This is a genomic window from Isoptericola luteus (assembly GCF_020297055.1).
GTDB classification, from domain to species: Bacteria; Actinomycetota; Actinomycetes; order Actinomycetales; family Cellulomonadaceae; genus Isoptericola; species Isoptericola luteus.
On record NZ_JAIXCQ010000002.1, the window covers coordinates 191,618 to 215,134 of the forward strand.

15 protein-coding genes and 1 riboswitch are annotated in these 23,517 nt (G+C 72.8%); of the genes, 7 read left to right on the forward strand and 8 right to left on the reverse strand.

Annotated elements, in window-relative coordinates:
* Positions 1 to 73: 73 nt before the first annotated feature.
* Positions 74 to 1,357, reverse strand: coding sequence for a serine hydroxymethyltransferase (gene glyA, locus LEP48_RS03940; protein WP_225564278.1), 1,284 nt, complete (start codon positions 1,355 to 1,357; stop codon positions 74 to 76).
* An 80-nt stretch (positions 1,358 to 1,437) separates the two neighbouring features.
* A riboswitch (ZMP/ZTP riboswitch) is annotated at positions 1,438 to 1,525 on the reverse strand.
* Between the two features lie 2 nt (positions 1,526 to 1,527).
* Positions 1,528 to 2,619: an arabinan endo-1,5-alpha-L-arabinosidase gene (locus tag LEP48_RS03945; RefSeq protein ID WP_225564279.1), complete on the reverse strand. Its 1,092-nt coding sequence runs from the start codon at positions 2,617 to 2,619 to the stop codon at positions 1,528 to 1,530.
* Between the two features lie 494 nt (positions 2,620 to 3,113).
* On the opposite strand from LEP48_RS03945, the gene LEP48_RS03950 reads away from it, so the two are divergent.
* The 5 genes from LEP48_RS03950 (at position 3,114) to LEP48_RS03970 (ending at position 8,518) form a co-directional block, all read left to right on the forward strand.
* A complete protein-coding gene (locus LEP48_RS03950; RefSeq protein ID WP_225564280.1) occupies positions 3,114 to 4,469 on the forward strand; it encodes an ABC transporter substrate-binding protein in 1,356 nt (451 codons plus the stop codon).
* A 118-nt stretch (positions 4,470 to 4,587) separates the two neighbouring features.
* Positions 4,588 to 5,550 (forward strand): carbohydrate ABC transporter permease, encoded by a 963-nt coding sequence (locus LEP48_RS03955; protein WP_225564281.1) that lies wholly within the window; start codon positions 4,588 to 4,590, stop codon positions 5,548 to 5,550.
* Between the two features lie 16 nt (positions 5,551 to 5,566).
* Positions 5,567 to 6,421: a carbohydrate ABC transporter permease gene (locus tag LEP48_RS03960; RefSeq protein WP_225564282.1), complete on the forward strand. Its 855-nt coding sequence runs from the start codon at positions 5,567 to 5,569 to the stop codon at positions 6,419 to 6,421.
* A 1-nt stretch (position 6,422) separates the two neighbouring features.
* Positions 6,423 to 7,841 (forward strand): arabinan endo-1,5-alpha-L-arabinosidase, encoded by a 1,419-nt coding sequence (locus LEP48_RS03965; RefSeq protein WP_225564283.1) that lies wholly within the window; start codon positions 6,423 to 6,425, stop codon positions 7,839 to 7,841.
* A complete protein-coding gene (locus LEP48_RS03970; RefSeq protein ID WP_225564284.1) occupies positions 7,838 to 8,518 on the forward strand; it encodes a YesL family protein in 681 nt (226 codons plus the stop codon). Before LEP48_RS03965 ends, LEP48_RS03970 begins: the two co-directional genes overlap by 4 nt.
* An 85-nt stretch (positions 8,519 to 8,603) precedes the next feature.
* Here the strand turns inward: LEP48_RS03970 and LEP48_RS03975 are convergent, their stop codons facing one another.
* Both LEP48_RS03975 and LEP48_RS03980 read right to left on the reverse strand, forming a co-directional pair.
* On the reverse strand, positions 8,604 to 9,680 hold the full coding sequence (locus tag LEP48_RS03975; RefSeq protein WP_225564490.1) for a LacI family DNA-binding transcriptional regulator: 1,077 nt from the start codon (positions 9,678 to 9,680) through the stop codon (positions 8,604 to 8,606).
* 17 nt (positions 9,681 to 9,697) lie between these two features.
* Positions 9,698 to 11,746 carry a glycoside hydrolase family 127 protein gene (locus tag LEP48_RS03980; RefSeq protein ID WP_225564285.1) on the reverse strand — a complete coding sequence of 683 codons (2,049 nt, stop codon included), beginning with the start codon at positions 11,744 to 11,746 and terminating at the stop codon, positions 9,698 to 9,700.
* A gap of 272 nt (positions 11,747 to 12,018) precedes the next feature.
* Here LEP48_RS03980 and arfA point away from each other — a divergent pair, with 272 nt between their 5' ends.
* On the forward strand, positions 12,019 to 13,584 hold the full coding sequence (gene arfA, locus LEP48_RS03985; protein ID WP_225564286.1) for an arabinosylfuranosidase ArfA: 1,566 nt from the start codon (positions 12,019 to 12,021) through the stop codon (positions 13,582 to 13,584).
* A gap of 108 nt (positions 13,585 to 13,692) precedes the next feature.
* On the opposite strand, the gene LEP48_RS18695 is transcribed toward arfA, so the two are convergent.
* Complete coding sequence (locus tag LEP48_RS18695) at positions 13,693 to 15,084, reverse strand: helix-turn-helix domain-containing protein (protein WP_225564287.1); 1,392 nt, start codon at positions 15,082 to 15,084, stop codon at positions 13,693 to 13,695.
* A gap of 151 nt (positions 15,085 to 15,235) precedes the next feature.
* On the opposite strand from LEP48_RS18695, the gene LEP48_RS03995 reads away from it, so the two are divergent.
* The gene (locus LEP48_RS03995) at positions 15,236 to 16,588 is read left to right on the forward strand and encodes a serine/threonine-protein kinase (RefSeq protein WP_225564288.1); all 1,353 of its coding nucleotides are present in this window, start codon (positions 15,236 to 15,238) and stop codon (positions 16,586 to 16,588) included.
* 1 nt (position 16,589) lies between these two features.
* Here the strand turns inward: LEP48_RS03995 and LEP48_RS04000 are convergent, their stop codons facing one another.
* The 3 genes from LEP48_RS04000 to LEP48_RS04010 all read right to left on the reverse strand — a co-directional run bounded on the left by LEP48_RS04000 (position 16,590) and on the right by LEP48_RS04010 (position 23,435).
* Entirely contained in the window at positions 16,590 to 17,618 is a 1,029-nt protein-coding gene (locus tag LEP48_RS04000) for a hypothetical protein (protein ID WP_225564289.1), read from the reverse strand.
* Between the two features lie 81 nt (positions 17,619 to 17,699).
* A complete protein-coding gene (locus tag LEP48_RS04005) occupies positions 17,700 to 18,236 on the reverse strand; it encodes an RNA polymerase sigma factor (protein WP_225564290.1) in 537 nt (178 codons plus the stop codon).
* A gap of 108 nt (positions 18,237 to 18,344) precedes the next feature.
* Positions 18,345 to 23,435, reverse strand: coding sequence for an alpha-L-arabinofuranosidase C-terminal domain-containing protein (locus tag LEP48_RS04010; RefSeq protein WP_225564291.1), 5,091 nt, complete (start codon positions 23,433 to 23,435; stop codon positions 18,345 to 18,347).
* Positions 23,436 to 23,517 lie beyond the last annotated feature (82 nt).

Genomic DNA, 23,517 nt, shown 5'->3' on the forward strand with positions numbered 1-23,517 from the left:
CCGAGCACGGGTCCGGCGGGGATTCGCCGTCCGGATCCCCGCCGAACCCCGTGCTCGGCACCAGGGCGAGGGGCTACTGCTGGAGGCCGGGGTAGAGCGGGAAGTCCGCGGTGAGCTTCGCGACGCGCGCCGCGAGGGCGTCGACGTCGGCCGAGGCGCCGTCGCGCAGCGCGACCGCGATGATGTCCGCGACCTCGGTGAACTCGGCGTCGCCGAACCCGCGCGTGGCGAGCGCCGGCGTGCCGATCCGCAGCCCGGACGTGACACGCGGCGGGCGCGGGTCGAACGGCACGGCGTTGCGGTTCACGGTGATGCCGGCGTCGTGCAGGAGGTCCTCGGCCTGCTGGCCGTCGAGCGCGGAGTGGCGCAGGTCGACGAGCACCAGGTGCACGTCGGTGCCGCCGGTGAGGACGGAGACGCCCTGCTTCGCGACGTCGGCCTGGGACAGCCGCTCGGCGATGATCCGCGCGCCGCGCAGCGTGCGCTCCTGGCGCTCCTTGAAGGCGTCGGTGCCCGCGACCTTGAAGGCCACCGCCTTCGCGGCGATCACGTGCATGAGCGGGCCGCCCTGCTGGCCCGGGAACACCGCCGAGTTGATCTTCTTGGCGTACTCGGACCTGCTCAGGATGAAGCCCGAGCGGGGGCCGCCGATCGTCTTGTGCACCGTCGAGGAGACGACGTCGGCGTGCGGCACGGGGCTCGGGTGCAGGCCCGCGGCCACGAGACCCGCGAAGTGCGCCATGTCCACCCACAGCTTGGCGCCGACCTCGTCCGCGACCTCGCGGAACGCGGCGAAGTCGAGCTGGCGCGGGTAGGCGGACCAGCCCGCGATGATGACGTCCGGGCGGTGCTCGAGCGCCTTCTTGCGGACCTCGTCCATCTCGACGCGGTACGACTCGGGGTCGACGCCGTACGCGCCGACGTCGTACAGCTTGCCCGAGAAGTTGATCTTCATGCCGTGCGTGAGGTGGCCGCCGTGGGCCAGCTCGAGGCCGAGGATCTTGTCGCCCGCGTTGATGAGCGCGTGCAGCACGGCCGCGTTGGCCTGGGCGCCCGAGTGCGGCTGGACGTTGACCGCCTCGGCGCCGAACAGGTCCTGGGCGCGGGCGATCGCGAGGTTCTCCGCGATGTCGACCTGCTCGCAGCCGCCGTAGTAGCGGCGCCCGGGATAGCCCTCGGCATACTTGTTGGTCAGCACCGAGCCCTGTGCCTGCAGCACGGCGCGCGGCACGAAGTTCTCGGAGGCGATCATCTCGAGCGTGTCGCGCTGGCGGGCCAGCTCGCCGTCGAGGACCGCGGCGATCTCGGGGTCGAGCTCGGCCAGCGGCGCGTTGAAGGTGGGGTCGGGAGTGCTCATGCGGCGTTCTCCTGCTGTGTCGGACGGCGGTCGGCCGGCAGTGGCCGGCCATCGGGTGGTCGGGCAGTGTCGTCTTCGAGCGAACGGGCCCAGGCGAACGACCCGTCGTCTGCACAGCGTGCCGCTCCCCGGTGGTGATCCACCTGTACGCCAGTCGCGACGACTCGATGCTAGCCGATGCGACCGGCCGACGTACCCTCCGTGGCTGCCGGCGCAGCGGTGGCCACCGGCCAGCCCTCGTCGTCCCACGCCAGTCGCTGGATCGCCAGCCGGTGTGCGCCGCCCTCCGCACCGTCGTAGAAGTGGTACCCCAGGTACCCGGCCGCCAGGGACTGCCCGCCCGGCCCGATCATCGGCTCCTGCGTCGCGAGCACCAGGGTGCCGCCGCCGAGCGCCATGTCCGCGCCGTCGCGGTCCACGAACGGGCCGGTGACGTCCCGCGAGCGCCCCACGCGGATCGAGTACGTGGAGTCCACACCCGCGCAGCAGCGGTCCCACGAGACGAACAGGTAGTACCAACCGTCTCGGTGGACCACGTACGGCGCCTCGACCGCAGGCTCGGGAACGCCCGAGCGGCCGGCCACGCGCACCGGCTCGGCGCCGCCCACGACCTTGCCGCTCGGCCACTCGATCGGCACCTGCTGGATGCCGCTCCAGAACGACCCGAAGAACAGCCACGGGTCCCCGGCCTCGTCCGTGACGACGCCAGGGTCGATGGCGTTGTAGTCGTCCACGCCGGCGGTGGAGCGCAGCACCATGCCCTGGTCGGTCCAGCCGAACGCCGGGTCGTCGGGGTCGAGGGTGGTGGCCGTGGCCAACCCGATGGCCGAGCTGTTCGAGCCGAACGTCGACGCCGAGTAGTACAGGTACCAGGTGCCTTCGTGCTCGACGAGCTCCGGCGCCCAGAAGTTCTGCACGCCGTCGATCTCGTCGCGCACCCACGCCGGGTCCCCCGACGCGTCCCACGCGGTGCCGACCATCTCCCACGTGCGGCCGCCGTCGTCGGACCGGCGGACCTGAGGGGCACCGAAACCCACGCGCACGTCCCCCGTGGAGTAGACGAACCACGGCTCGCCCTCCTCGCCGACGACGAGCGCCGGGTCGTGCACCGAGAGGTCTCCGGACAGCTCGAGCGGCTCCGGCCGCGGCTCCCACGGCCGCGTCACCGCGAGCACGGCGCCCCCCGCGACGACCAGCGCCGCGACGGTCGCCGCGGTCGCGATCGCCGTACGCCTCGTGCCCTTTCGCGACGGGTCGGGCATCGCTCCTCCTCGTCGGCGTCGTCGCCCATCACGGGCGGATCTACATCGTTGTAGTGCACGAGCATGCCCTGGTGACGCCAGGAGCGTCAACCGAGCTGCCCCGAGCCGCGCCCACGCCGCCGTCATCCAGCCGGCCCCGCCAGCCCCACCAGCCCCACCAGCCCCGACCACCTGGTGCCACACCCGTGCGCCACGGGCGGGTCTGGTCGGCAGTTCGGTATCACCGCGGCAGTTCGAACTGCCGCGGTGATACCGAACTGCCGCACTGATGTAAAGCCGCGGGCCGGAACGGTCGTGGCCAGCGACGACACACCCAGGGACGCACCAGGCACACCGCCCGGCCGCCGTTCATCGTTGCAGAGCCGTGACCGGCAGCACTTGACCCCTGCGCCCGCTCGTGCAAGATTTGGCGCCGTCGATGGTTCTTCATCGATGTAAACCGTCCGGGGCGAAGCCGCCCCGGGAGCGGCCCGGATCTCCGAGAGGACCCCGTGATGAGGAAGTCACGCCTGATTGCCGGCATCGTCACCGCCCTGATGACCGCCGGTGCCGTTACTGCCTGCAGCTCAGGTGGCGGGAGCGGCGACGACGCCGACACCCTCACCTTCATGTTCCGCGGCGGAGAGGACGAGAAGGCGGCCTACCAGGACGCCATCGACCGCTTCACCGAGGACACCGGCGTCAAGGTCAAGGTGATCGTCACGGACGCCGACCAGTACGCCACGAAGCTCCAGGCGGCCGTCGCCGGCAACAAGGTCCCCGACGTCTTCTACGTCGAGCAGGGCAGCCTGCAGTCGTACGTCAGCTCCGGCGTCCTCATGGACATCACCGACCAGGTGGCCGCGCAGGGGGTGGACCTCGCGAACATCTGGGAGTACGGCGTCAACTCCTACCGTTACGACGGCACTCTGCAGGGCACGGCTGACGGCCAGCTCTACGCCCTGCCGAAGGACGTGGGCCCGATGGCGCTCGGTTACAACAAGACCATGCTGGAGGAGGCCGGCGTCGAGCTGCCCGACCCGGACGAGCCGCTGACCCGTGAGGCGTGGCTCGACATACTCAAGAAGGTCACCCAGGACACCGACGGCGACGGCGAGCTCGACCAGTGGGGCACGGGCCTCAACGTCAGCTGGACGCTGCAGTCGTTCGTCTGGAGCAACGGCGGCGACTGGACCAACGCTGACCGCACGCAGGTCACGGTCGACACGCCGGAGTTCGCCGAGGCGCTCCAGTTCTTCGCGGACCTCACCACCAAGGAGAAGGTCACCCCGGACCCGGAGCAGGCGCAGACGCTCGACACGTACCAGCGCTTCATGGCCGGCGAGATCGCGTTCTTCCCCGTCGGCCCGTGGGACGTCAGCACGTACAACGAGCTCGAGTTCGAGTACGACCTCATGCCCTGGCCGACAGGGAAGTCCGGTGAGCCCGCCACCTACATCGGCTCGCTCGGCATCGGCGTCTCGAGCTCGACCGCCAAGCCGGAGGAGGCCGTGAAGCTGGCCACCTACCTGTCCACGGACGAGACCGCCCAGCAGACGCTCGTCGACGCCAACATCCAGATCCCGAACCGGATCGACACCGCTGAGGAGTGGGCCGCGGCGCCGGACGCCGAGCCGGCCAACCGCCAGGAGTTCCTCGACATCGTCGAGAGCTACGGTCGTGCCATGCCCGCCGCGTTCACGTTCAGCCCCGCCTGGTACGACGAGCTGTTCGTCAACATCCAGCCGGTGATCGACGGCGACCGCGCGGCCGCCGACTACCTCGCCGAGGTCCAGCCCCGCATGCAGGAGCTCCTCGACCAGGCCAACGAGCAGGCGGAGCAGGCCGCAGCGGCCGGCGCCGCGGGCTGACCGCAGCGCACCGCTCCCCCTCCCGCGGGGGGGGGGGGGGGGGCGGGGGCGCCCCCCCCCCCCCCCCCCCCCCCCCCCCCCCCCCCCGCCTCTCGCACCCCGCACGAAGGAGTCAGCGATGACGTCCACCGCGGCGCCGGCCACGACCGGACCTCGCACCCCCGTACCGACCTCCGCACCGGCGACGCCCGGCGGCGGTTCGAAGCGCCTGCACCGCAGCGAGAAGAAGTGGGCGCTGGCCTTCGTCGCCGCGCCGGTGGTCGGGTACCTCCTGTTCATCGCGTACCCGACGGGGTTCGCGCTGTACGCCTCGCTGACCCGCTGGAACGGCCTCGGCCCCATGCAGTTCATCGGCCTGGAGAACTACGCGAACCTGCTGCACGACGAACGGTTCCAGCAGTCGCTGTTCAACACATTCTTCTACATGATCGGCATCCCGATCGGCCTGGCCCTGTCGCTCGCGCTGGCCATCGCCATGAACCGCAAGATCATGGGCCTGACGGCGTTCCGGACGATCTACTACATCCCCGTGATCTCGTCGCTCGCCGCGATCGCGATCCTGTGGCAGTGGGCGTACAACGGCGACTTCGGGCTCGTGAACCAGTTCCTGGGGTTCTTCGGCATCGAGGGACCCAACTGGCTGTCGGACGCGTCGTGGTCGAAGCCGGCGATCATCATCATGGCGGTCTGGAAGGGACTCGGGTACTCGATGCTGCTGTACCTGGCGGCGATCCAGTCGGTGCCCCGCTCCCTGTACGAGGCGGCCGAGCTCGACGGTGCCGGCTCCTGGTCGAAGTTCCGGGCGATCACGCTGCCGATGGTCCAGCCGGTGACGTTCTTCCTCGTGGTCACCAACATCATCGCCGGCGCCATGATCTTCACCGAGATCAACATCATGACGCCCACCGGCGGCCCCGAGTACTCGACGGCGTCCGCGGTGTTCCACATCTGGAAGCAGGCCTTCCAGTACCGCCAGATGGGGTACGCGACGGCGATGGCGGTGGTGCTGGGGATCCTCATCCTCATCATCACGCTGATCCAGTTCCGCCTGAACAAGCGCAGCAGCTTCGTCATCGACTGAGGCCGAGAGAGAAGACATGACCAAGGACCTGAGCCGCCGAGCTCGCTCGCGCATCACCGACTCCGCCGTCTGGGTCGTCCTCGCCGCCGGGGCGGTCTTCATGATCGCGCCGCTGGTGTGGATGTTCTCCACCTCGCTGAAGACCAAGCTGGAGGTCTTCGCGCTCCCGCCCGTCTGGATCCCCGAGCTCCCTCAGTGGGACACCTACGTGCGGATGTGGCAGGACTCGTACGTGCTGGACGGCTTCAAGAACAGCCTCGTCGTGTCGCTGACGGTGACGATCATCGGCACGTTCACCTGCTCGCTGGCGGCGTTCGCCCTGGCCAAGATGCGCCTGCCGTTCCGCAACGCGATCTTCATCGGCCTGCTGACGGGCATCATGATCCCGTTCCCGACGCTGATGATCCCGCAGTTCGTGATCTTCGCGAAGATCGGCTGGGTCGACACCCTGCTGCCGCTCATCGTCCCCGCGATCTTCGGCAACATCGTGATGATCTTCTTCCTGCGCCAGTACCTGACCAGCGTGCCGGACTCTCTGGTGGAGGCCGCGAAGATCGACGGCGCCTCCTACTGGCAGATCTTCTGGCGGATGATCATGCCGATCATCCGGCCCGCCGTCGCCGCGCAGTTCATCCTGTGGTTCATGGCGGTCTGGAACGACTACCTCGCACCGATCCTGTACCTGAACACGCCCGAGCGGCAGACCCTGCAGGTGGTCATCGCCAACATGAACGTCCAGTACGCGACGCAGCGCGACTACCCGCTGATCATGGCGGCGTCCGTGGTGGCGCTCCTGCCGATCCTCGTGGTCTTCCTCGTCTTCCAGCGCCAGATCATCGAGTCCGTCGCGCTCACCGGGACGAAGGGCTGAGATGACCGACACCGAGACCCGGACCGCCCTCGACACGGCGGCCTGGGGGGGCCGCCACGTCCACGACCCGACGGTCGTGCGCGACGGCGACGGCACCTACTGGCTGTTCTCCACCGACGCGCGGTACGACGGCCCGGTGCGTGGCGGCGTCCCGATCCGCCGCTCGCGCGACCTGGTCACGTGGGAGCTCGTCGGGTGGGCGCTGCCCGGCGTTCCCGGCCCGGCCGCGGACTGGTCCGGGGCCGAGGGCCTGTGGGCGCCTGAGGTCGTCGAGGTCACCCTCAGGGACGGGACGCGCGGCTGGCGGATGTACTATTCCGCGTCGAGCTTCGGCTCGCGCCGCTCCGCGATCGGGCTCGCGACGGCACCGCACCCGTCCGGGCCGTGGGCGGACCACGGGATCGTCGTCGCCAGCGACCACGTGGAGCCCCCCGAGGGGCTCGGGCACCCGAACGCGATCGACGCGAACGTCGTGACGGAGGCGGACGGGTCCCAGTGGCTCGTGTACGGCTCGTTCTTCGGCGGGGTCCACGTTCTGCCGCTCGACCCGGCGACGGGGCTCCTGGCTTCCGACGTCGCGGACGTCTCGGGCCGCCCGGGCGCCCTGCGCGACGCCCCGGGCCGCTGCCTGGCCCGCCGCCCGCGCGCCGCGGACGGCGCCGTGGAGGGCGCGTTCGTGCTCCCGCGGCCCGGCGGCGGCTGGGCGCTGCTCGTCTCCTACGACTCCCTCGCGGGGTCGTACCACCTGCGGGCGGCCGTGGCCGACCGGGTCACCGGCCCGTACCGCGACCGTGGCGGGCTCGACCTGGCTGACCTCGACGCTGCCGCGGCCGACCCCTGGGCGGTGGGCGTCCCCGTCCTGTCGGGACACCGCCTGGCCGGTGGCCGTGGTCTGCTCGGACCCGGGCACGCGTCGGTGCTCACCGAGCCGGCCCCGGGCGCGCCCGGCGTCCGGCAGCTGCTCGTGCACCACGTGCGCGACGCCGACGCCCCCACCGAGCACCGCGTGCAGGTGCGGCGCCTGGTCTGGACGCACGACGGGTGGCCGCTCGTCTCGCCGCAGCCCTGGGCCGGCACGGGGCGCGAGCAGGACGACGAGAGCCGGTGGCCCACCGACCCCACGGTCCTCGACGGGCCCTGGGAGTCGTTCGCCCCCGGGGCCGACGCGACGCACGTCCAGGACGGCGTGATCGGCCCCCTGCCCCGCCGTGCCGACGTCCGCGTCGTCGCGCCGGGCCGGTTCGCCTGGCTCGCCGACGACGGCGCCCACGTCTCGGCCGTCGTCCACCCTGGCTGGGACGCAGTGCGCGGGCGTGCGACGCTGTGCCTGAGCACGCTCGACGACCGGGGCCGCACGCTGCTCGCCACCAGGCTGCCCCGACCGGCCCCCGAGACCGCCCCGGAGGGAGACCGCCCGTGACCACCGACCCCTCGGGCCCGCAGGTCGAGGACCCGCGCGTCGCCGTGCGCCGGGGCCTCGCGGACGCGGAGGTGCCCGGCTGGGCGGGCGGCGTGATGGCGGTGCTGCGGTGGGTCACGCTGCTCGTCGAGATCAACGTCATGGTCGTGCTCGGCACGCTCGCCGGTGGCGTCCTCGCCGGACTGGGTCCCGCCCTGCGCGCGGGCAGCGAGGCCGCGGCGGCGACGACCGACGGGCCGACGCCCTGGCGCACCTTCTGGCGCACGTGGCGCGCCGAGCTCGGTCGCGCCAACCTGCTGTTCGCCCCGGTGTGGGTGGTGGCCGCGCTCCTCTGGCTCGACGGCGTGGCCGTCACCCTGCTGTCCGGGCCCGCCCGCTCGGTGCTGCAGGTAGGGCTCGTGGTCGCGATGGCGTGGAGCGCCGTCGCGCTCGCGTACTGGCCCCGGGTCGTGGGCCGCTACGGCGACGGCGCCGCCCGGACCTGGCGGTTCCTGCTGCTCGCCCCGCTGCTCGGCCCGACGACGACGCTCGCGGTGGTCGTCGTCCTCGGCGCCACCGCGCTCGCCGGCGCAGCACTCCCGCTGGTGGCCGTGCTCGCGGGCGTCTCGTTCCCGCTGTGGGCCACGGCCCGGCTCGTCGACGACCGCCTGGACCGCATCGACGCCCGGCCGGCCTGACCCGCCCTGAGCCGGCTTCCCCGGGCCCAGCCGCTCACCGGCGCCTGGACCCCGGTCTGTCCGGATTCCCGGGCGCCGGTTCCGCTCAGGCGGTCCGGGCGTCCTCGATCTCCTCCACGCCGCCGGGCTGCACGGCGGCCACGACCTGGCCGCCGCCCTCGAGGACGTCCCCCGTCGACTCCCGCCCGACGATCCGCGACGCAGGCACGACCCGCCGGAACGGCCGTGGCACGCCCGCCTCCGCGATCCGCTCGACGAGGAGCGCGACCGCCGTGCGCGCGATCTCCTCACGGCCCGGGTCGACGGACGTGATGGTCGGCACGGAGAACTTCACGTCGTCGATGTCGTCGAACCCGACGAGCGCGACGTCGTCCGGCACGTCGATCCGGCGCGCGTGCAGCGCGTGCAGCGCGCCGAGCGCCATCGCGTCGTTGAGCGCGAAGACGGCGTCCACCTCGACCCCGGAGTCGAGCAGCTGCGCCATCGCCTCGGCGCCGGTGGACCGGTGCCACAGACCCGCCTCCCCGACCAGCGCCGGGTCGAACGGCAGTCCCGCCGACTCGAGGCCCTGCCGGTAGCCCTCCAGGCGCAGGGCCGCCGAGCCCACCTGCTCCCCCTCGTGCGCGCCGACGACGGCGATCCGGCGTCGGCCCAGGGCTGCCAGGTGCTGGGTGACGGCCTTCGCGGCCGCGACGTTGTTCATCGTCACGTGGTCGGCGGGCGCGTCGAAGATCCGCTCGCCCAGCACGACGAGCGGCCGGTCGACGGACAGCAGCCCGACGTCGTGCGGCCCCAGCGCGAGGGGGGAGAAGATCAGGCCGTCCGTGAGGTGACGTCGCAGGCCTGTCAGCACCTCGATCTCACGCTCGCGGCTCGCGCTGGTCTGCTCGATGAGCACGGTGAGGCCCTCGTCCTCGGCCGCGCGGATGATCGAGTCGGCGAGCTCGGCGAAGTACGGCAGGGACAGCTCCGGCACGGCGAGGGTGATCATGTCGGTGCGTCGCGTCCGCAGGTTCCGGGCCGTGGTGTTCAGCCGGTAGCCGAGGTGCTCGATCGCCTCCTCGACCCGCTGCCGGGTCTCGGGCCGGATGTGGGGGTAGCCGTTGACGACGTTGGAGACCGTCTTGATCGACACCCCGGCGCGCTGCGCCACGTCGTGCATGGTCACGGCCACCGCCTTCACCGCCTCTCCGGCAGTGCCGCCGGTATCCAGACCCGCATCGGTCCCTCTCCTCGATTTCCCCACACAGCGTAGGGCACCGCACGCAGCGTCACGGGGTGCGCGGGATCGGCGGCGTCGGGTGATTCCGCAGCGTACAGCGGTGCGGGCGCGGTGCCGCGGGCGCGCCCTCGGGCCAGCAGGACGGCGCCCACCCCCAGCTCGGGGTCCGCGGGGCCGACCGTGACAGGGTGGGCCAGGTCGAGCTCGACGTCGTCGAGGACGACGGCGCCCGGCTCAGGACGGCTCGCGTCGACGTCCACCTGCTCGAAGCAGTGCACGACGGGCCCCCGCGCGAGCGCGACGCAACCCCGCACGGCGTCCACCCGCGGGTGGGCGCGCAGGACACGCACCTCGAGCGGCAGCTCGAGCCGGACCTCGCGGGCCCCGGCGGGGACCTCCGCGTACCCCGAACGCACCGCCACGGGCGCGGGGACGCCATCGACGGTCAGCCGCACCGCCGCCGGGTCCGCCCAGCCGGGGACCCGTAGCGCGATCGCCGGCAGCGGCGCGGCCGCGGTCAGGACGACGTCGCCGTCCCACGGGTACCCGGTGCGCACGGACAGGCGCGTCTCGCCCAGCACGACGTCGGCGTCGGCGTACAGGTGCAGCGCGACCGTGCCGTCGGCGGCCGACGTCGCGACCATCGTGTGCAGCGAGGCCAGCAGCCGTGCCAGGTTGGGCGGGCAGCACGCGCACGCGAACCACCCGCGGCGCCCCGACGCCTGGTACTCGTCGGAACCGTCGTGCCCGTCGCGCACCTGCAGCGGGTTGGAGTAGAAGAAGCGTGTGCCGTCCAGCGAGACCGCGGCGGCCACCACGTTGTGCAGGGCGTGCTCGACGGCGTCGGCGTACCGCCCGTCACCCGTGGCGAGCAGCATCCGCCACGCCCACTGGATGCTCGCGATGCCCGCGCAGGACTCCGCGTACGCCCGGTCGGGGGGCAGCTCGTACGGGTCGCCGAAGGACTCGTCCTTGTGCCGGGAGCCCATGCCGCCGGTGACGTACGTGCGGCGCCCCGCGGCGTCGTCCCACAGTCGCTGCGCTGCGGCCAGCAGCTCGGCGTCCCCGGTCTCGAGGACGACGTCGACGACGCCCGCGAGCAGGTAGAGCTGGCGCACCGCGTGCCCGGTGACCTCCGTGGCCCGGGCCACGGGCGTGGCGTCCTGGTGGTAGGCGGGGCCGAACGGGCCCGATCCGAGGCGACCGTGCCCACGCAGCTCGAGCATCCGGCGCGCGGCGGCGAGGTACCGCGCGTCGCCGGTCTCCCGGGACAGCTCGACCAGCGCCGACTCCACCTCCGGGTGGCCGCAGAACAGCGCTTCGCCGGCGTCGAGGCGGTCCGCCACGTCGTCGGCCCACGCCATCGCGACGTCGAGCAGGTCGTCGTTCCCGGTGGTCCGTGCCCTGGCCACGCCCGCCTGGACGAGGTGGCCGAGCACGTACAGCTCGTGGCCCCAGCGCAGGTCGGTGTACGGCTCCGAGAACGGCGCCGCGCCGCCCTGGACGTGCGAGTCCAGGTAGCCGGACGGCGCCTGGACCCGCGCGAGCAGTGCGATGATCCGCTGTGCCGTCTCCTCGTGCGCAGGCGTGCCGGCGGTGCCGTTCCCCGTGCGCGACGCCTCCCAGGCGAGCGCCTCGAGGGTCTTGTGCACGTCCGAGTCCGCAAAGTTGAACCCCCGGTAGGGGCCGCCGTGCCGCTCCGGGTCCGTCGGCGGGAGCAGACGGCGCAGGTTGTCGAGGGCGCCCGACGTCTCCAGTGCGTCGAGGCAGTGCGGGATGGTCGCGGCCCCGTTGCGCTCCTGCCACGCGCCGAGCAACCCCGTGGGCCGCAGCCGCACGGCGTCGGCCGGGAGGGGGCGCACCGCCGCGAACGACAGCGGTCCCCCGACCGGGCCGTGAACTCCCGGCGACGCGGGGTGCCTGGGGCGGCCGGGGGGACCTGCCGGCGCGCCGTGGCCGACGGACGTGTCGGGGCCGGCCGGACCCTGCGCGGTGCTGGGGCGCATGGGGGCTCCTCTTCGAGTGGGCGCGGCGCAGGTCGACCTGGCCCGGCGCCTCGGCCTTGTGCATCGTTGTACAGCAGGTCTGTTCTACACGGCCCGCACGACGTTCTCCAAACGCGTCCCGAGCGACGAGCGCGCCACCGCCACATCGGGCCGCCGGGGGGCAAGTGGTGCGCGGGGCAGCGCCCGTGGTTCAATCTACATCGTTGTATATCGGCTGCCGACGACGACTACTAACCCCTACCGCACCCTTCGACGAGGAACGTGAGAGCCCCATGCCCGACCCCCGCACCGCCCCCAGCGACCGCCGTGCCCCACGCGCCCGGGTCACCCTGCACCCCGACTTCCGCCGCGGCGCCGTCGACCGCCGGCTGTTCGGCTCCTTCGTCGAGCACCTCGGCCGCGCGGTCTACACCGGCGTCTACGAGCCCGGGCACGCCACCGCCGACGAGCACGGCTTCCGCCGCGACGTCGCCGACCTCACCCGTGAGCTGGGCGTGTCGATGGTGCGCTACCCCGGCGGCAACTTCGTCTCCAACTACGTCTGGGAGGACGCCGTCGGCCCCGTCGCCGAGCGCAAGCCGTTCCTCGACCTGGCCTGGCGCACCGTCGAGCCGAACCTCGTGGGCACCGACGAGTTCCTGCAGTGGGCCGAGCGCGAGGGCATCGAGCCCATGATGGCGGTCAACCTCGGCACGCGCGGCGTCGCCGCCGCGGCCGCCCTCGTCGAGTACTGCAACGGCGAGGCGGGCACCCGCTGGGCCGACCTGCGCATCGCCCACGGTCGCACCGAACCGTACGGCGTGAAGCTCTGGTGCCTCGGCAACGAGATGGACGGCCCGTGGCAGATCGGCCACAAGGACGCCCACGAGTACGGCAAGCTGGCCGCCGAGGCCGGCAAGGCCATGAAGCTCGTCGACCCGTCGATCTCGCTGGTCGTCTGCGGCTCGTCGTCCATGCAGATGCCCACGTTCGGCGAGTGGGAGCGCACGGTCCTGTCGTACACGTACGACCTGGTCGACCACGTCTCCATGCACGCCTACTACGAGGAGGTCGACGGCGACCGTGCGTCCTTCCTCGCGTCCGGCACCGCGATGGACCGCTTCATCGACCGCGTCGTGGCCTCGGCCGACGCCGTCGGCGCCGAGCGCCGCAGCGACAAGAAGATCACCATCAGCTTCGACGAGTGGAACGTCTGGTACCTCGAGACCCGCTTCCCGGGCGAGGCCAACCTGCCGATCCAGCGCGACGCCCCGCGCATCATCGAGGACGTCTACTCGGGCCTCGACGCCGTCGTCGTCGGCGACCTGCTGGTCACCCTGCTCAACCACGCCGACCGCGTGCCCGTGGCGTGCCTCGCACAGCTCGTCAACGTCATCGCGCCGATCATGACCGAGCCCGGTGGCGAGGCCTGGCGGCAGCCGACGTTCCACCCCTTCGCGACGACGGCGCGCCTCGCCCGCGGTACCGCGCTGGACGTGCGCGTCGACGCGCCCACGTACGGCACCGCCCGGCACGGCGACGCACCGGTGGTCACCGCCGCCGCGACCGTGGACGACGACGGCAGCCTCGGGCTGTTCCTCACGAACCGGTCGGACCACGAGGTCGAGGTCGACCTGGCGCACGTCGGCGCGGCCCTGGGAGTGAGCGAGGGGTGGCAGATGGTGGCCGACCACGAGGCCGCCGTGGCAGGGCCGGAGCACGCGGCCAAGGTCGCCGACTCCTGCTGGTCCGCCGTCGACGTCGCGGCCGCCGTCACCCCTGGCACCGACGGCTCGACGACGGTGCGCCTCGCCCCGGAGTCCTGGACCGCGCTGGCGGGCACCTTCGCCCGCGCCTGACCTCTGCCCCCACCACCCCGGGGCGCCGAGCACGGGGTCGTCTACGCCCTCCGGCCGGAGGGCGTAGACGACCTGCGTCCGGCGGTCCGGGTGGGGCTGTCTGCCGGGTCAGACCGCGACGGGCCGGTACTTGCGCACCACGCGGCTCACGGTGGTGCGGGACGCCGAGACGCGCTCGGCGATCTCGCTCTGCGTCAGGCCCTCCGCGGCGAGCTCGACGATGAGGCGGTCACGCTCGGAGGCGAACTGCTCGTCCGCCGAGAGGTCGCCCGGTGCCTGGTGCTCGTCGTTCGCGAGCGCGCGGGACTCCGCCGCGGCCCGCAGGTCCGGGCGCATGAGGTCGAACATCTCGACGCGACGCGTGTGCCCCGTCTCGGGGAGCGGCTCCGGCCAGCCGTCGGGGGCGGCGTCGGCGCGCACGTCCTCCGCGTCCCGCTCGGGCTCGGCGTCGACGCCGGCGTAGGCATCGGCATCGGCATCGGCATCGGCATCGGCAGCGTCCGTGGTGGCGCCGTGATCGTCGTCGGCCGCCGCGCGGACGTCCTCGTCACGCCAGTCGCCCCGGGCCTGCTCCGCGTCGTCCTCCGCGTACCAGGTGGCGTCGGCGCCGGTCTCGCGGGCCGCGCGGGGCCGCTCCCCCGGCTGGTCCACGAGCGCCGCGTGGAACTCCTCGGCGAACGGCGTGGGCTCGGCCGACGCCGTGAGGGCCGGCACGCTGTCGCGACCCACGAGGGCGCGCGACCGGACCTCGGTCACGGGCCCGCGGGTCATCCCCCGCTCGGCCGAGCTGGCGCCGATGGAGTCCAGCCGGTTGCCGTGGCGCTCGGCGGCCTCGAGCCGCTCGACCCACACCTGCATGCGCCGCTCGAAGTCCTCGACCGTCAGCAGCTTGAGGGCGCCGTCGCGCGCGGTGCGCTGACGGCGGTGCGCGCCGCGGACCTTGCGCATGCCCTGTCGCGACCCCGAGCTGTCCAGCCGCGCGTCGCGCCACGACTCCAGGGCGACGACGTACTGGTGCACCCGCCGCTCCCGGCGTCGCTCGTCGAGGGTGTGCCCCGTGACCATGTGCCGCTCGCCCACCAGCGCGAGGTGCCACATGAGGGCGGCGACGAGCGGCGGCACGAACCGGAACGCCACCATGTAGGGGGTGCTGCCGTTCGGCACCGCGACCTCGTGCAGCGCCGCGAACATGCCGGAGGTGCCGGACAGCACCCAGGTCAGCGTCAGCAGCACGCCGTAGGGCCGCCCCTCCAGGGCGGCGTTGCGCGCCATGAGGGCGACGGCGACGAGGCTGACCTCCAGGAAGCCCGCCAGCGCGTAGGCCTCGGGCCGCGACATGTGCGCGACCTCGAGCCCGAACAGGACCATGCCGCTGTAGGCCAGCGCGGTCGCGATGGTCGCGGCGACGACGACGGCCACCATGGGGAGGTGCCGGCCCCGATACCGGGGTCTCGGTGCGGCACTGCCTGCCGTGGGCACCGGCACGTCCTGCTCAGTCACGTATTCCTCCGAAATATGGTGATGGATCCATATATCAACAGGTCGTTGCTGACGAAGTCAACGGCCGCGCGGGCATCGGGAGCCGATCGTGACCATCGCCGGCCGGCGTCCGCGGCGAGGACCTGCCGACCCGCCCGATAGCCTGGACGCCATGGAGCTCCCCGAGCGCATCGGCCGCTACCGGATCGAGCGACTCCTGGGCGTCGGGTCGTTCGCGACGGTCTGGCTCGGGCACGACGAGACGCTCGACGTCCGGGTGGCGATCAAGGTGCTCGCGGAGAACTGGAGCCACGACCTGCGCGTCCGGGAACGGTTCGTCGACGAGGCTCGTCTGCTCTGGCGGCTGGAGGACCCGCACCTGCTGCGCGTCCATGCGTTCGACGAGCTGCCCGACGGCCGCCCCTACGCCGTCCTCGCCTGGGCCGACGGCGGGAGCCTGCGCGACCGGCTCGCCTCGGGCCGACCCGACGTCACCTCGGCCCTGCGCATCCTGCATGAGGTCGCCGCCGGGGTGCAGCGCCTGCACGACGAGCGGATCGTGCACCGTGACCTGACACCCGGGAACGTCCTCTTCCGCGGTCGCCCAGACGGCGAGCAGGCCGTCGTGGCCGACCTGGGACTCGCCAAGGAGCTCGCCGCCGCCTCCGGGCTGACGGCGCGGGCGGGCACCCCGGGCTACATGGCGCCCGAGCAGGACGAGCCGCTGTCGAGCGTGGACACCCGGACCGACGTCTACAGCCTGGGACGCCTGGCCGCCGAGCTCCTGACCGACCCCGCCGGCACGGGGCCCGGCCGGCGGCCCCGGCCCGGCGCCCCCTACGCCGTCGGCCACGTGGTGGACCGCGCCACGGCCCGGCGCCCCGAGGACCGGTACGCCGACGCGTCGGCGTTCGCGGCCGCCCTGACCGACGCCGTCCGGCAGACGCCGGGAGAGCCGCCGCACGACGTCGTCCGTCGCCCGCGATGGCGCCGTCCGGCGGCCATCGTGCTCGCGGGGATCGTCGGGCTCGCCGCCGTGGTGTGGTGGCAGGCGTCCGGCGCTCCCCTGGCCACCACCGCGGAAGGCCGCCTCACCGTGGCGCTGCCCGACGGCTGGCAGGGCCACGGTTCGGGGTGGTCCGGCCGGACCGGGACCGACGGCACGCTGGAGCCCGCGCTGGTGGTCTCGCCGGACCCGGACGCCTGGGGTACCGACCCCGCCGTGCCCGGCGCGTTCGTCGGCCTCTCAGCCGGTCTTGCCCGGGAGACGACGCCGGCCGACTACGTCGCCGGCCGCCGTCACGACCACTGCGACCCGCCGAGCACCACGCGGGTGGAGCACGACGAGATCACCTGGGTGGTGGCGACGTTCGACGGCTGCACGAGCGGTTCGCCGCAGGTCGTCGAGGCGGCAGGGACGGCGCCGTCGGGTACGGACCTCGTCTACGTCCAGGTCGCCACGCCGGCGGGGAGCGACCCGGGCCTCACGGACTCGCTGCTCGCCGGCGTCACGGTCGACCCGTAGGTCAGGGCAGCGGGACGGCGGTCCGCACCGTCTCGCCGTCGAGGCGACCCCACTCGATCTCGACCTCGGCGTCCGCCGGGATCTCGTAGATCAGGTACTCCGGCTCGGTCGTGCCGCCGGCGACGTTGTTCGTGTTCTCCAGCTGCGGGATGTCGCCGCGCCGGTCGCCGTCGATCACCAGGCGCACGTCGTCGACCGCACCGATGAAGCAGCTCCCCGGACCCACCGGGACGCTCGCGTCGAGGTCGATCCGCAGCATGAGCGAGTCGGCCGCAGCCTGGTCGGTCTCGGACGAGCGGCCGTCCTCGTCGAAGCCGAACCAGTGCGCCAGCGTCGCGCCGGTGATCTCGACGTCCATCGGGCACGTCCCGTCCCCCGGCCAGACCTGGATCCGCCCCGGGGAGTCGACGGTGACCGCCCGCGGGTACTCCGGGGCCGGGACCTCGCCGGACAGCGGGAGCCGGTCCTTGCGCCGGTCGAGCTCGCCGAGCACGAGGGCCGCCTGGTCGAGGTCCACGTCCGCCGCGGGGAGCTCGAACCCGTACCACCCCTCGGCCACCGCGCCGTCCGCGATGTTGCCCGTCGCGTCCGTGCGGACCACGTTCTCCACCGGCTCGCCCGTGCCGAGGTCGAGGTAGATGCCGTCCTGCAGCAGCAGGCCCGTGTTGAGCAGCCGGTTGGCGACCTCCACCTCGAGATAGAGGTGCAGGACCTCGCCCAGGACGGGCTCGGCGCCGTCGTCCACCCAGGTGTCCGGCGTCTCGTAGGAGACCTCGCCACCCAGCACGGTGACGTCGGCGGCGCGGTGGGCGACCGTCCGCTCGGTGATGGCGTCGACGACCCGCGCCACGTCCACCGCCGCGGCGTCGGCGGCGACGTCCTCGCTGCCGGCGTCGCCGGTCGGAGCCGGGTCGCTCGAGGTCCCGGCGAGCGGGCTGACCGCCTCGTCGGCGGGGCCGCCGCAGGCGCCCACCGCGAACGGGAGGGTCAGCGCCATCCCCACGGCTGCTGCGCGGACTGTCCTGTGCATCATGTTCTCCTCTGGTCGATCCGTCACCCCATGAGTCCGCGCAGCGGCCGGTACGGTTCGCTGCTCATGGTGTGATCCGTGTCACTCGGTGACGGTCATGCGGGCCCGCAGGCGCCGCCGGCCCTCGTGCACCCGGGACTTGGCAGTGCCCTCCGGGACCGCGAGCACCGCGGCGATCTCGCCGTACGAGAGCCCGACCACGTCGCGCAGCGCGACTGCCTCCGCGCGGTCGGCGCCGAGGCGGGCCAGCCCGTCGAGCAGGTCCACGCGGGTGCCCGCGACGACGCTGGTGCGCCGCGGGTCGGGGTGTTCCGGCGGCGGTCCCGAGCCCTCGAGCTCTGACCGCCGCCGCAACCGCCGGTACGTCGATCGTGACCGGTTGGCCGCGACGCCGTAGAGCCAGGTGCGAAAGGCCGACCGGCCCTCGAAGCTCTCGATGCTCCGCGACAGTGCCAGGAGCGTGTCCTGACAGGCTTCCTCGGCATCCTCGGCACAGGGCAGGAACCGGGCGCAGATCCGCAGGACGTCGGGTCGTACCCGGGCGAGCAGGGCGTCCAGAGCGGCAGGCCGGCCCGCAGCCGCAGCAGCCGCGAGGCGCTCCACCTCGTCGTCGATCACGGGCACAGGCTAGCGGCCCCGTCCGAGATGCGGACGCCCGCGTGCCGGGAGCGGGGGCCGCCGTCCGGTCGGACGGCGGCCCCCAGAGCGACCTGGGCGCGGACGGCCTCAGGCGAGCGGCTCCCACGGACCCCAGACCGTGAGCCCGGGCTCCTGGTTCCGCGTCCACCACCGCGCGGTGTAGCGCGCGCCGTCGTGCTCGACCACGTCGCCCGCCTCGAAGATCCGCGACGGCGTCCACACGGCGGTGCCGTCCGCCGTGACGGCGACCTCCTGCCACAGCCCCCAGACCGACGACCCCGGCTCCTGGCCCTTCGTCCACCAGGTCGCCTCCCAGAGGGCGCCGTCGTGCGACACGCGGTCACCGGCGGTGTAGACCGTGCCGGCCTCCCAGGCCTCCTCCTGCTCCTGCGCCTCGGCGAGGCGCAGGAACGTCACGGAGTACGCGGGGAACTCGTAGGTGAACTCGTTCGCCCCGCCGGCCCACGTGCGCTCGACGGGCACGACGGCGTCCGGGTCCCCCTTGGAGTTCGTCGCCGACGGGTCGGCGACGAGCTCCGTCACCGCGACCTGCTCGGCCACGGCGAACCCACCGGCGACGTCCACCGCGGTGCGTGCCGTCGAGCCGCCCGGGTTGACGACCTTGACGATGAGCTCCCCCGTCGCGTCGTCGTGCGTGACGACCTGGTAGAGCGACTTGGCGGCGGGCTCGGTGTAGGTGAGCTGCAGCTCGCCGTCGAGGTAGAGCTCGACGGTGCGCCCGCTGACGACGACCTTGACGTGGTAGTCCTGTCCGGTCGCCAGCGACCGCCCCTCGATGGCCGCGACCTCGTTCGCCGAGCCGCCCGACGCCCGCTGGAGCACGGAACGGGTGTTGTTCCACCCGCCGAGGTTCCACCAGTAGTAGTCGTTCGGCCCGCCGGCGGCGAAGCCGACGAGGAAGCCCTCGTTGCCCGACAGCTTCCGGGCGTCGAGCTCCAGCGTGTAGTCGCTCCAGTCGACGTCGTAACCGCCGGTCGGCACCGTGCGCGCGTCGGTCGTGGTGCCCGACTGCACGTACTCGCCGTCTGTCACCTCCCACGACCCGCCCACCGGCGACCACTGCGACGCGTCGGAGAAGGTGTCGGAGAAGAGCACCTCGCCCGACGTGTTGTCCGTGACCGTGACGTCGTCGTACGCGGCCTGGGTGGCCCACGTGGACAGGAAGACTCCGCCGTCGAGCGGCCCCTCGCCGTCGGCGGGCGGCCCGGTGTGGTTGCTCGGCACCACCTGGTCGCCCACGTTGTTCATGAACAGGTGCTGGTTCCAGTAGTTCACCGAGCCCCACGACTCGTCGTTGTCGAACCACATCATGTCCGGGGACCACTGCACGTAGTCCTCGTTGGCGAACATCGGCGCGTAGGAGGCGAGCTCGACGAGGTCGGAGTTGCGCTCCAGCCCCGTCATGTACGCCGCCTCAGCCAGCGCGTTGCCCCAGGTGTTGCCGCGCGAGGCATACTCGCCGAGGAACACGTGCGGCCCGGAGCGGTCGTAGGAGTCGTACCGCTCGTCGTTCTGGAGGAACCACGCCGGGTCGTTGTAGTAGTGCTCGTCGACCATGTCGACGCCCTGCTCACGGTTGAACTCCCACAGCTCGTCGAAGCGGGCACCCGTGTCGTCGGGGCCGGAGTTCGAGATGATCGTGACGTCGGGCCACGCCTGCGCGACCGCGTCGCGGAACGCCGGGAAGTTCTCCTGGAACGTGTCGGTGTTCTCCTCGTTGCCCAGGCCGATGTACCGCAGGTCGAACGGCTCGGGGTGGCCGAGCTCGGCGCGCACGGCGCCCCACTCGGTGTCGGCGTCGCCCTTGGCGAACTCGATGAGGTCCACGGTGTCGGCGACCCACCGGTCGAAGTTCGCGTCGCCCGAGTGCATCTCGCCGATGGTCGAGCCGCAGCCGTTGGCGCCGACGGAGACGACGGGCAGCGGGGTCGCCCCCAGGTCCTCGGCCCACTCCATGTACTCGAGGTAGCCGATGCCGTACGACTGGTTGTAGCCCCAGAAGTTCCAGTTGGTCGGCCGCTCCTCCACCGGCCCGACGGTCTCCTTCCACTGGTAGGTGCGCCGGCGGTCCTCCCCGTCGGAGCCGAGGTAGGTGTCGAACGTGCCGACGTTGGTGACGCAGCCGCCGGGGAACCTCAGGAACTGGGGGTTCAGCTCGTCGACCATCTCGGCGAGGTCCTTGCGCAGCACGCTCTTGCCGTTGACCGGCCCCACCCAGGTGTCCTGCGGGAACAGGGAGACCATGTCGAGGCGCAGAATGCCCGAGGCGCCGGAGACGACCTCGAAGCGGGCGTCGTTCGCCGTGCCGTCGACCGTCAGCGTCGTCGTGAGCTCCGCCCACTCGTCCGAGCCGTCGGCGGCGAGCGTGCCGGTCGCGTAGGTGGTCTCGCCGTCGGCGGACACCACCCGGACGGTCAGGTCCTGCGCCACCGGCGTGCGCGCCCACAGCGAGACGTCGTACGACTCGCCGTCGGTCACGGCCACGCCCTCGTTGTACGAGGAGTTGGCGACGCCGGTCGTGCCGTCGGAGTCCACGGTGAGGTAGTACCGGTTGGAGTCGTTCAGCCACTCGTCGCGCTCCGACTCCACCGCGATGTCGCCGCCGCCCACCCGCGACCACGCGGTGAGCCCCGTGAAGGACGCGTTGTCCGACGCGTTGAACTCGAACGATCGGTTGCGCACCAGCTCGGCGTACAGGCCGCCGTCGGCCGCGTAGTTGATGTCCTCGTAGAACGCGCCGTACAGGTCGTCGCTCATCTCGGTGCGCTCGGCGTCCGCGTCGATCGTCAGCTCGTGCTCGGTCACCGAGACCGGCACGACGACGAGCCGGGCGGCGTCGGCGAGCTCCGCGTCCGCGTCGACGAGCAGGGCACCGTCCGCGCCCTCGACGAGCACGTCGTCGCCCACCAGGACGGCGATCTTGCCCCCGCCGACGTCGCGCAGCCGCACCACCGCGGGCCCGTCGCCCGCGCCCCCGACCGTGAGCCGGTCGGTGCTGCGCACGACGGGTGCGCCGCCCGGCGTCGCCAGCGTCACGCCGCCGTCGACCTCGGTCGCGACGACGCCGGTCGTCTCGAGCGGCCGCTCGTCGACGAGGGCGAACCCGCCGTCGTCCACGAGATGACGGCCGTCCGCCCCCTGCAGCGTGAACTCGCCGTCCGGCACGACGTCCGCGCCCTCGGGGGCGACGAGCGCGAAGTAGTCGAAGACCACCTCGTGGCTCGGGGCCGACCCGGCGGCGAGCGCGTAGAGACCGACCTGGGTGGTGTCCGGTGCGAGGGAGGTGGACGCGACCTGCGTCCAGTCCACCTCGTCCCATACCCAGACCGTGAGCTCGTCGCCGACGCGCTCCAGCCGCAGGGTCTCGCCGGTCGAGCCCTCGCGCGGCGCGAACGTCGAGGAGTAGACGGCGCCGGTCTCGGTGCCCGTCTCGATGCCCACCGGCCCGTCCGCGAAGACCGTCGCGTGCGTCAGGCCGGCGCGCACGTAGTTGTCCGGGTCCTGCCACGCGATGATGCCGGCGCCCTGGAAGTCGGCGACGGGGGTCGCGGCGAGCGACGTCTGCGCGACGAAGTCCCCCGCGGGGACGTCGACCATGAAGATGTTCTCGTAGTTCGCGTCGCCCTGGTACGTGTCGCCGGGCTGCGACTGCAGGGTCAGCGCCCCGTCGCCGAGCGACCAGGCGGACGCCTCCTCGCGCTCGATGCCCCACCGGGCGTCGAGGGTGTCGCCGTCGAACTGGTCGACCCACGCACCGTCGGGCCGGGGCGCCGCGCCCGGGTCGGCGACGGTGACCGTCGCGGTCGCCGTGCCGTGCGGGGACGTGGCGGTGATCGTCGCCGTGCCCGCGGCGACCGCGGTGACCGTGCCGTCGTCGACCGTCGCGACGGCGGCGTCGCTGGTGGTCCAGGTGACGGACCGGTCGGTGGCCGTGATCGGGGTGACGGTGGCCGTCAGCGTCGTCGTGCCCCCGGGACGCAGCCGCACCTCGGTGCGGTCGATCGTGGTCCCCTCGGCGAGCAGGTCGGGCTGGTACGCCTCCGCGAGCGCCGTCTGCTCGGCCGCGGTGATCGGCAGCACGGTGCCGTGGCGCGGGTTGCGGGGCAGGTCGACGTCGGGCACCGCCGACCAGTCGCCGCTCGCCAGGTCGTCGGTGCGGAAGAGCATGTACCCCTGGCCGCCGTGGTAGGACGGCTGGTCGATCATGAGGTACCAGGAGTCGTCGGTCAGGGCCGGGAACACGGTGGGCCCCTCTCCTGCGGTGAAGGTGCCGCCCCACGGGTTGGGCTCGCCCACGCCGACGTGCTCGGCGACGAGGTCCCAGCCGTCGCCGTCGGTGACGCCCTGGGTGCGCCGCAGGTCCGTCGAGGACTCCTGGCGCACCGTCATGTCCGCCTCGTCCTTGGTGAAGCGGTAGTACGTGCCGTCGAGCTCGGCGACGGTGGAGTCGATCATGCCGCGGCCGTCGCCGCGCTCCATGTCGATCCACGGCTGCGGCTCGGAGAACTCCGTGAAGTCGGTGGTGGTCGCCGACATCATCCGCTGGTACGACGTCGCGATGTCACGGTCGGCGGGGTCGACGTCCTCCGGGTAGAGGGCGGACGCCCAGTACACGAGGAACTCGCCGGCGTCCGCGTCCCAGTGCGCCTCGGGCGCCCACAGGTTGCCGGCGTTCTCGGGCGCGAGCTCGACCTCGCGCTGCTCGGACCAGGTGACCAGGTCGTCGGACTCCCACACCATGAGGGAGCGCGAACCCGTCTCCTGCGCGTCGCCGAAGTTCCCGCCCCCGTAGATCTTGAGGTCGGTGGCCAGCAGGTAGTAGGTGCCGGTCTCCGGCGAGCGGGTCAGGAACGGGTCCCGCAGCCCTTCGGTGCCGAGCGTCGACTCCAGGACCGGCGCGCCGTCGTTCAGCGCGTGCCAGCGGGTCGGGTCGTCGGAGTCGCTGACGGCGAGGTAGATCTTCTCGCCGTCGTCGGATCCCTCCCCGGCGAAGTAGGGGAAGACGTAGGCGGCGGGGTCGTCGGCCGCGGCCGCCGGCGCGGACTCCCCGGGGGGCGCGGCCGCGGACGTCGGGCCGACGGCGAGCGCCGTCGAGGCGGGCAGGGCCAGGGCGAGGGCCAGCGCGAGGGGCGCCGACCGCCGGGCACGCGTATGCATCGTTGTAGAACCTCCGTGTCGTACGACGTCGTACCGATGACGGGGTGGGGCGGACGGACGTCCCGGCCGGCGCCGGCAGCGA

Coding starts and splice junctions, on each gene's coding strand:
- LEP48_RS03950 (WP_225564280.1), top strand. CDS start 3,114: ATGAGGAAGTCACGCCTGATTGCCGGCATCGTCACCGCCCTGATGACC.
- LEP48_RS03945 (WP_225564279.1), bottom strand. CDS start 2,619: ATGCCCGACCCGTCGCGAAAGGGCACGAGGCGTACGGCGATCGCGACC.
- LEP48_RS04010 (WP_225564291.1), bottom strand. CDS start 23,435: ATGCATACGCGTGCCCGGCGGTCGGCGCCCCTCGCGCTGGCCCTCGCC.
- LEP48_RS03980 (WP_225564285.1), bottom strand. CDS start 11,746: ATGCGCCCCAGCACCGCGCAGGGTCCGGCCGGCCCCGACACGTCCGTC.
- LEP48_RS03960 (WP_225564282.1), top strand. CDS start 5,567: ATGACCAAGGACCTGAGCCGCCGAGCTCGCTCGCGCATCACCGACTCC.
- LEP48_RS03955 (WP_225564281.1), top strand. CDS start 4,588: ATGACGTCCACCGCGGCGCCGGCCACGACCGGACCTCGCACCCCCGTA.
- glyA (WP_225564278.1), bottom strand. CDS start 1,357: ATGAGCACTCCCGACCCCACCTTCAACGCGCCGCTGGCCGAGCTCGAC.
- LEP48_RS04000 (WP_225564289.1), bottom strand. CDS start 17,618: ATGCACAGGACAGTCCGCGCAGCAGCCGTGGGGATGGCGCTGACCCTC.
- arfA (WP_225564286.1), top strand. CDS start 12,019: ATGCCCGACCCCCGCACCGCCCCCAGCGACCGCCGTGCCCCACGCGCC.
- LEP48_RS03965 (WP_225564283.1), top strand. CDS start 6,423: ATGACCGACACCGAGACCCGGACCGCCCTCGACACGGCGGCCTGGGGG.
- LEP48_RS03995 (WP_225564288.1), top strand. CDS start 15,236: ATGGAGCTCCCCGAGCGCATCGGCCGCTACCGGATCGAGCGACTCCTG.
- LEP48_RS03975 (WP_225564490.1), bottom strand. CDS start 9,680: ATGCACGACGTGGCGCAGCGCGCCGGGGTGTCGATCAAGACGGTCTCC.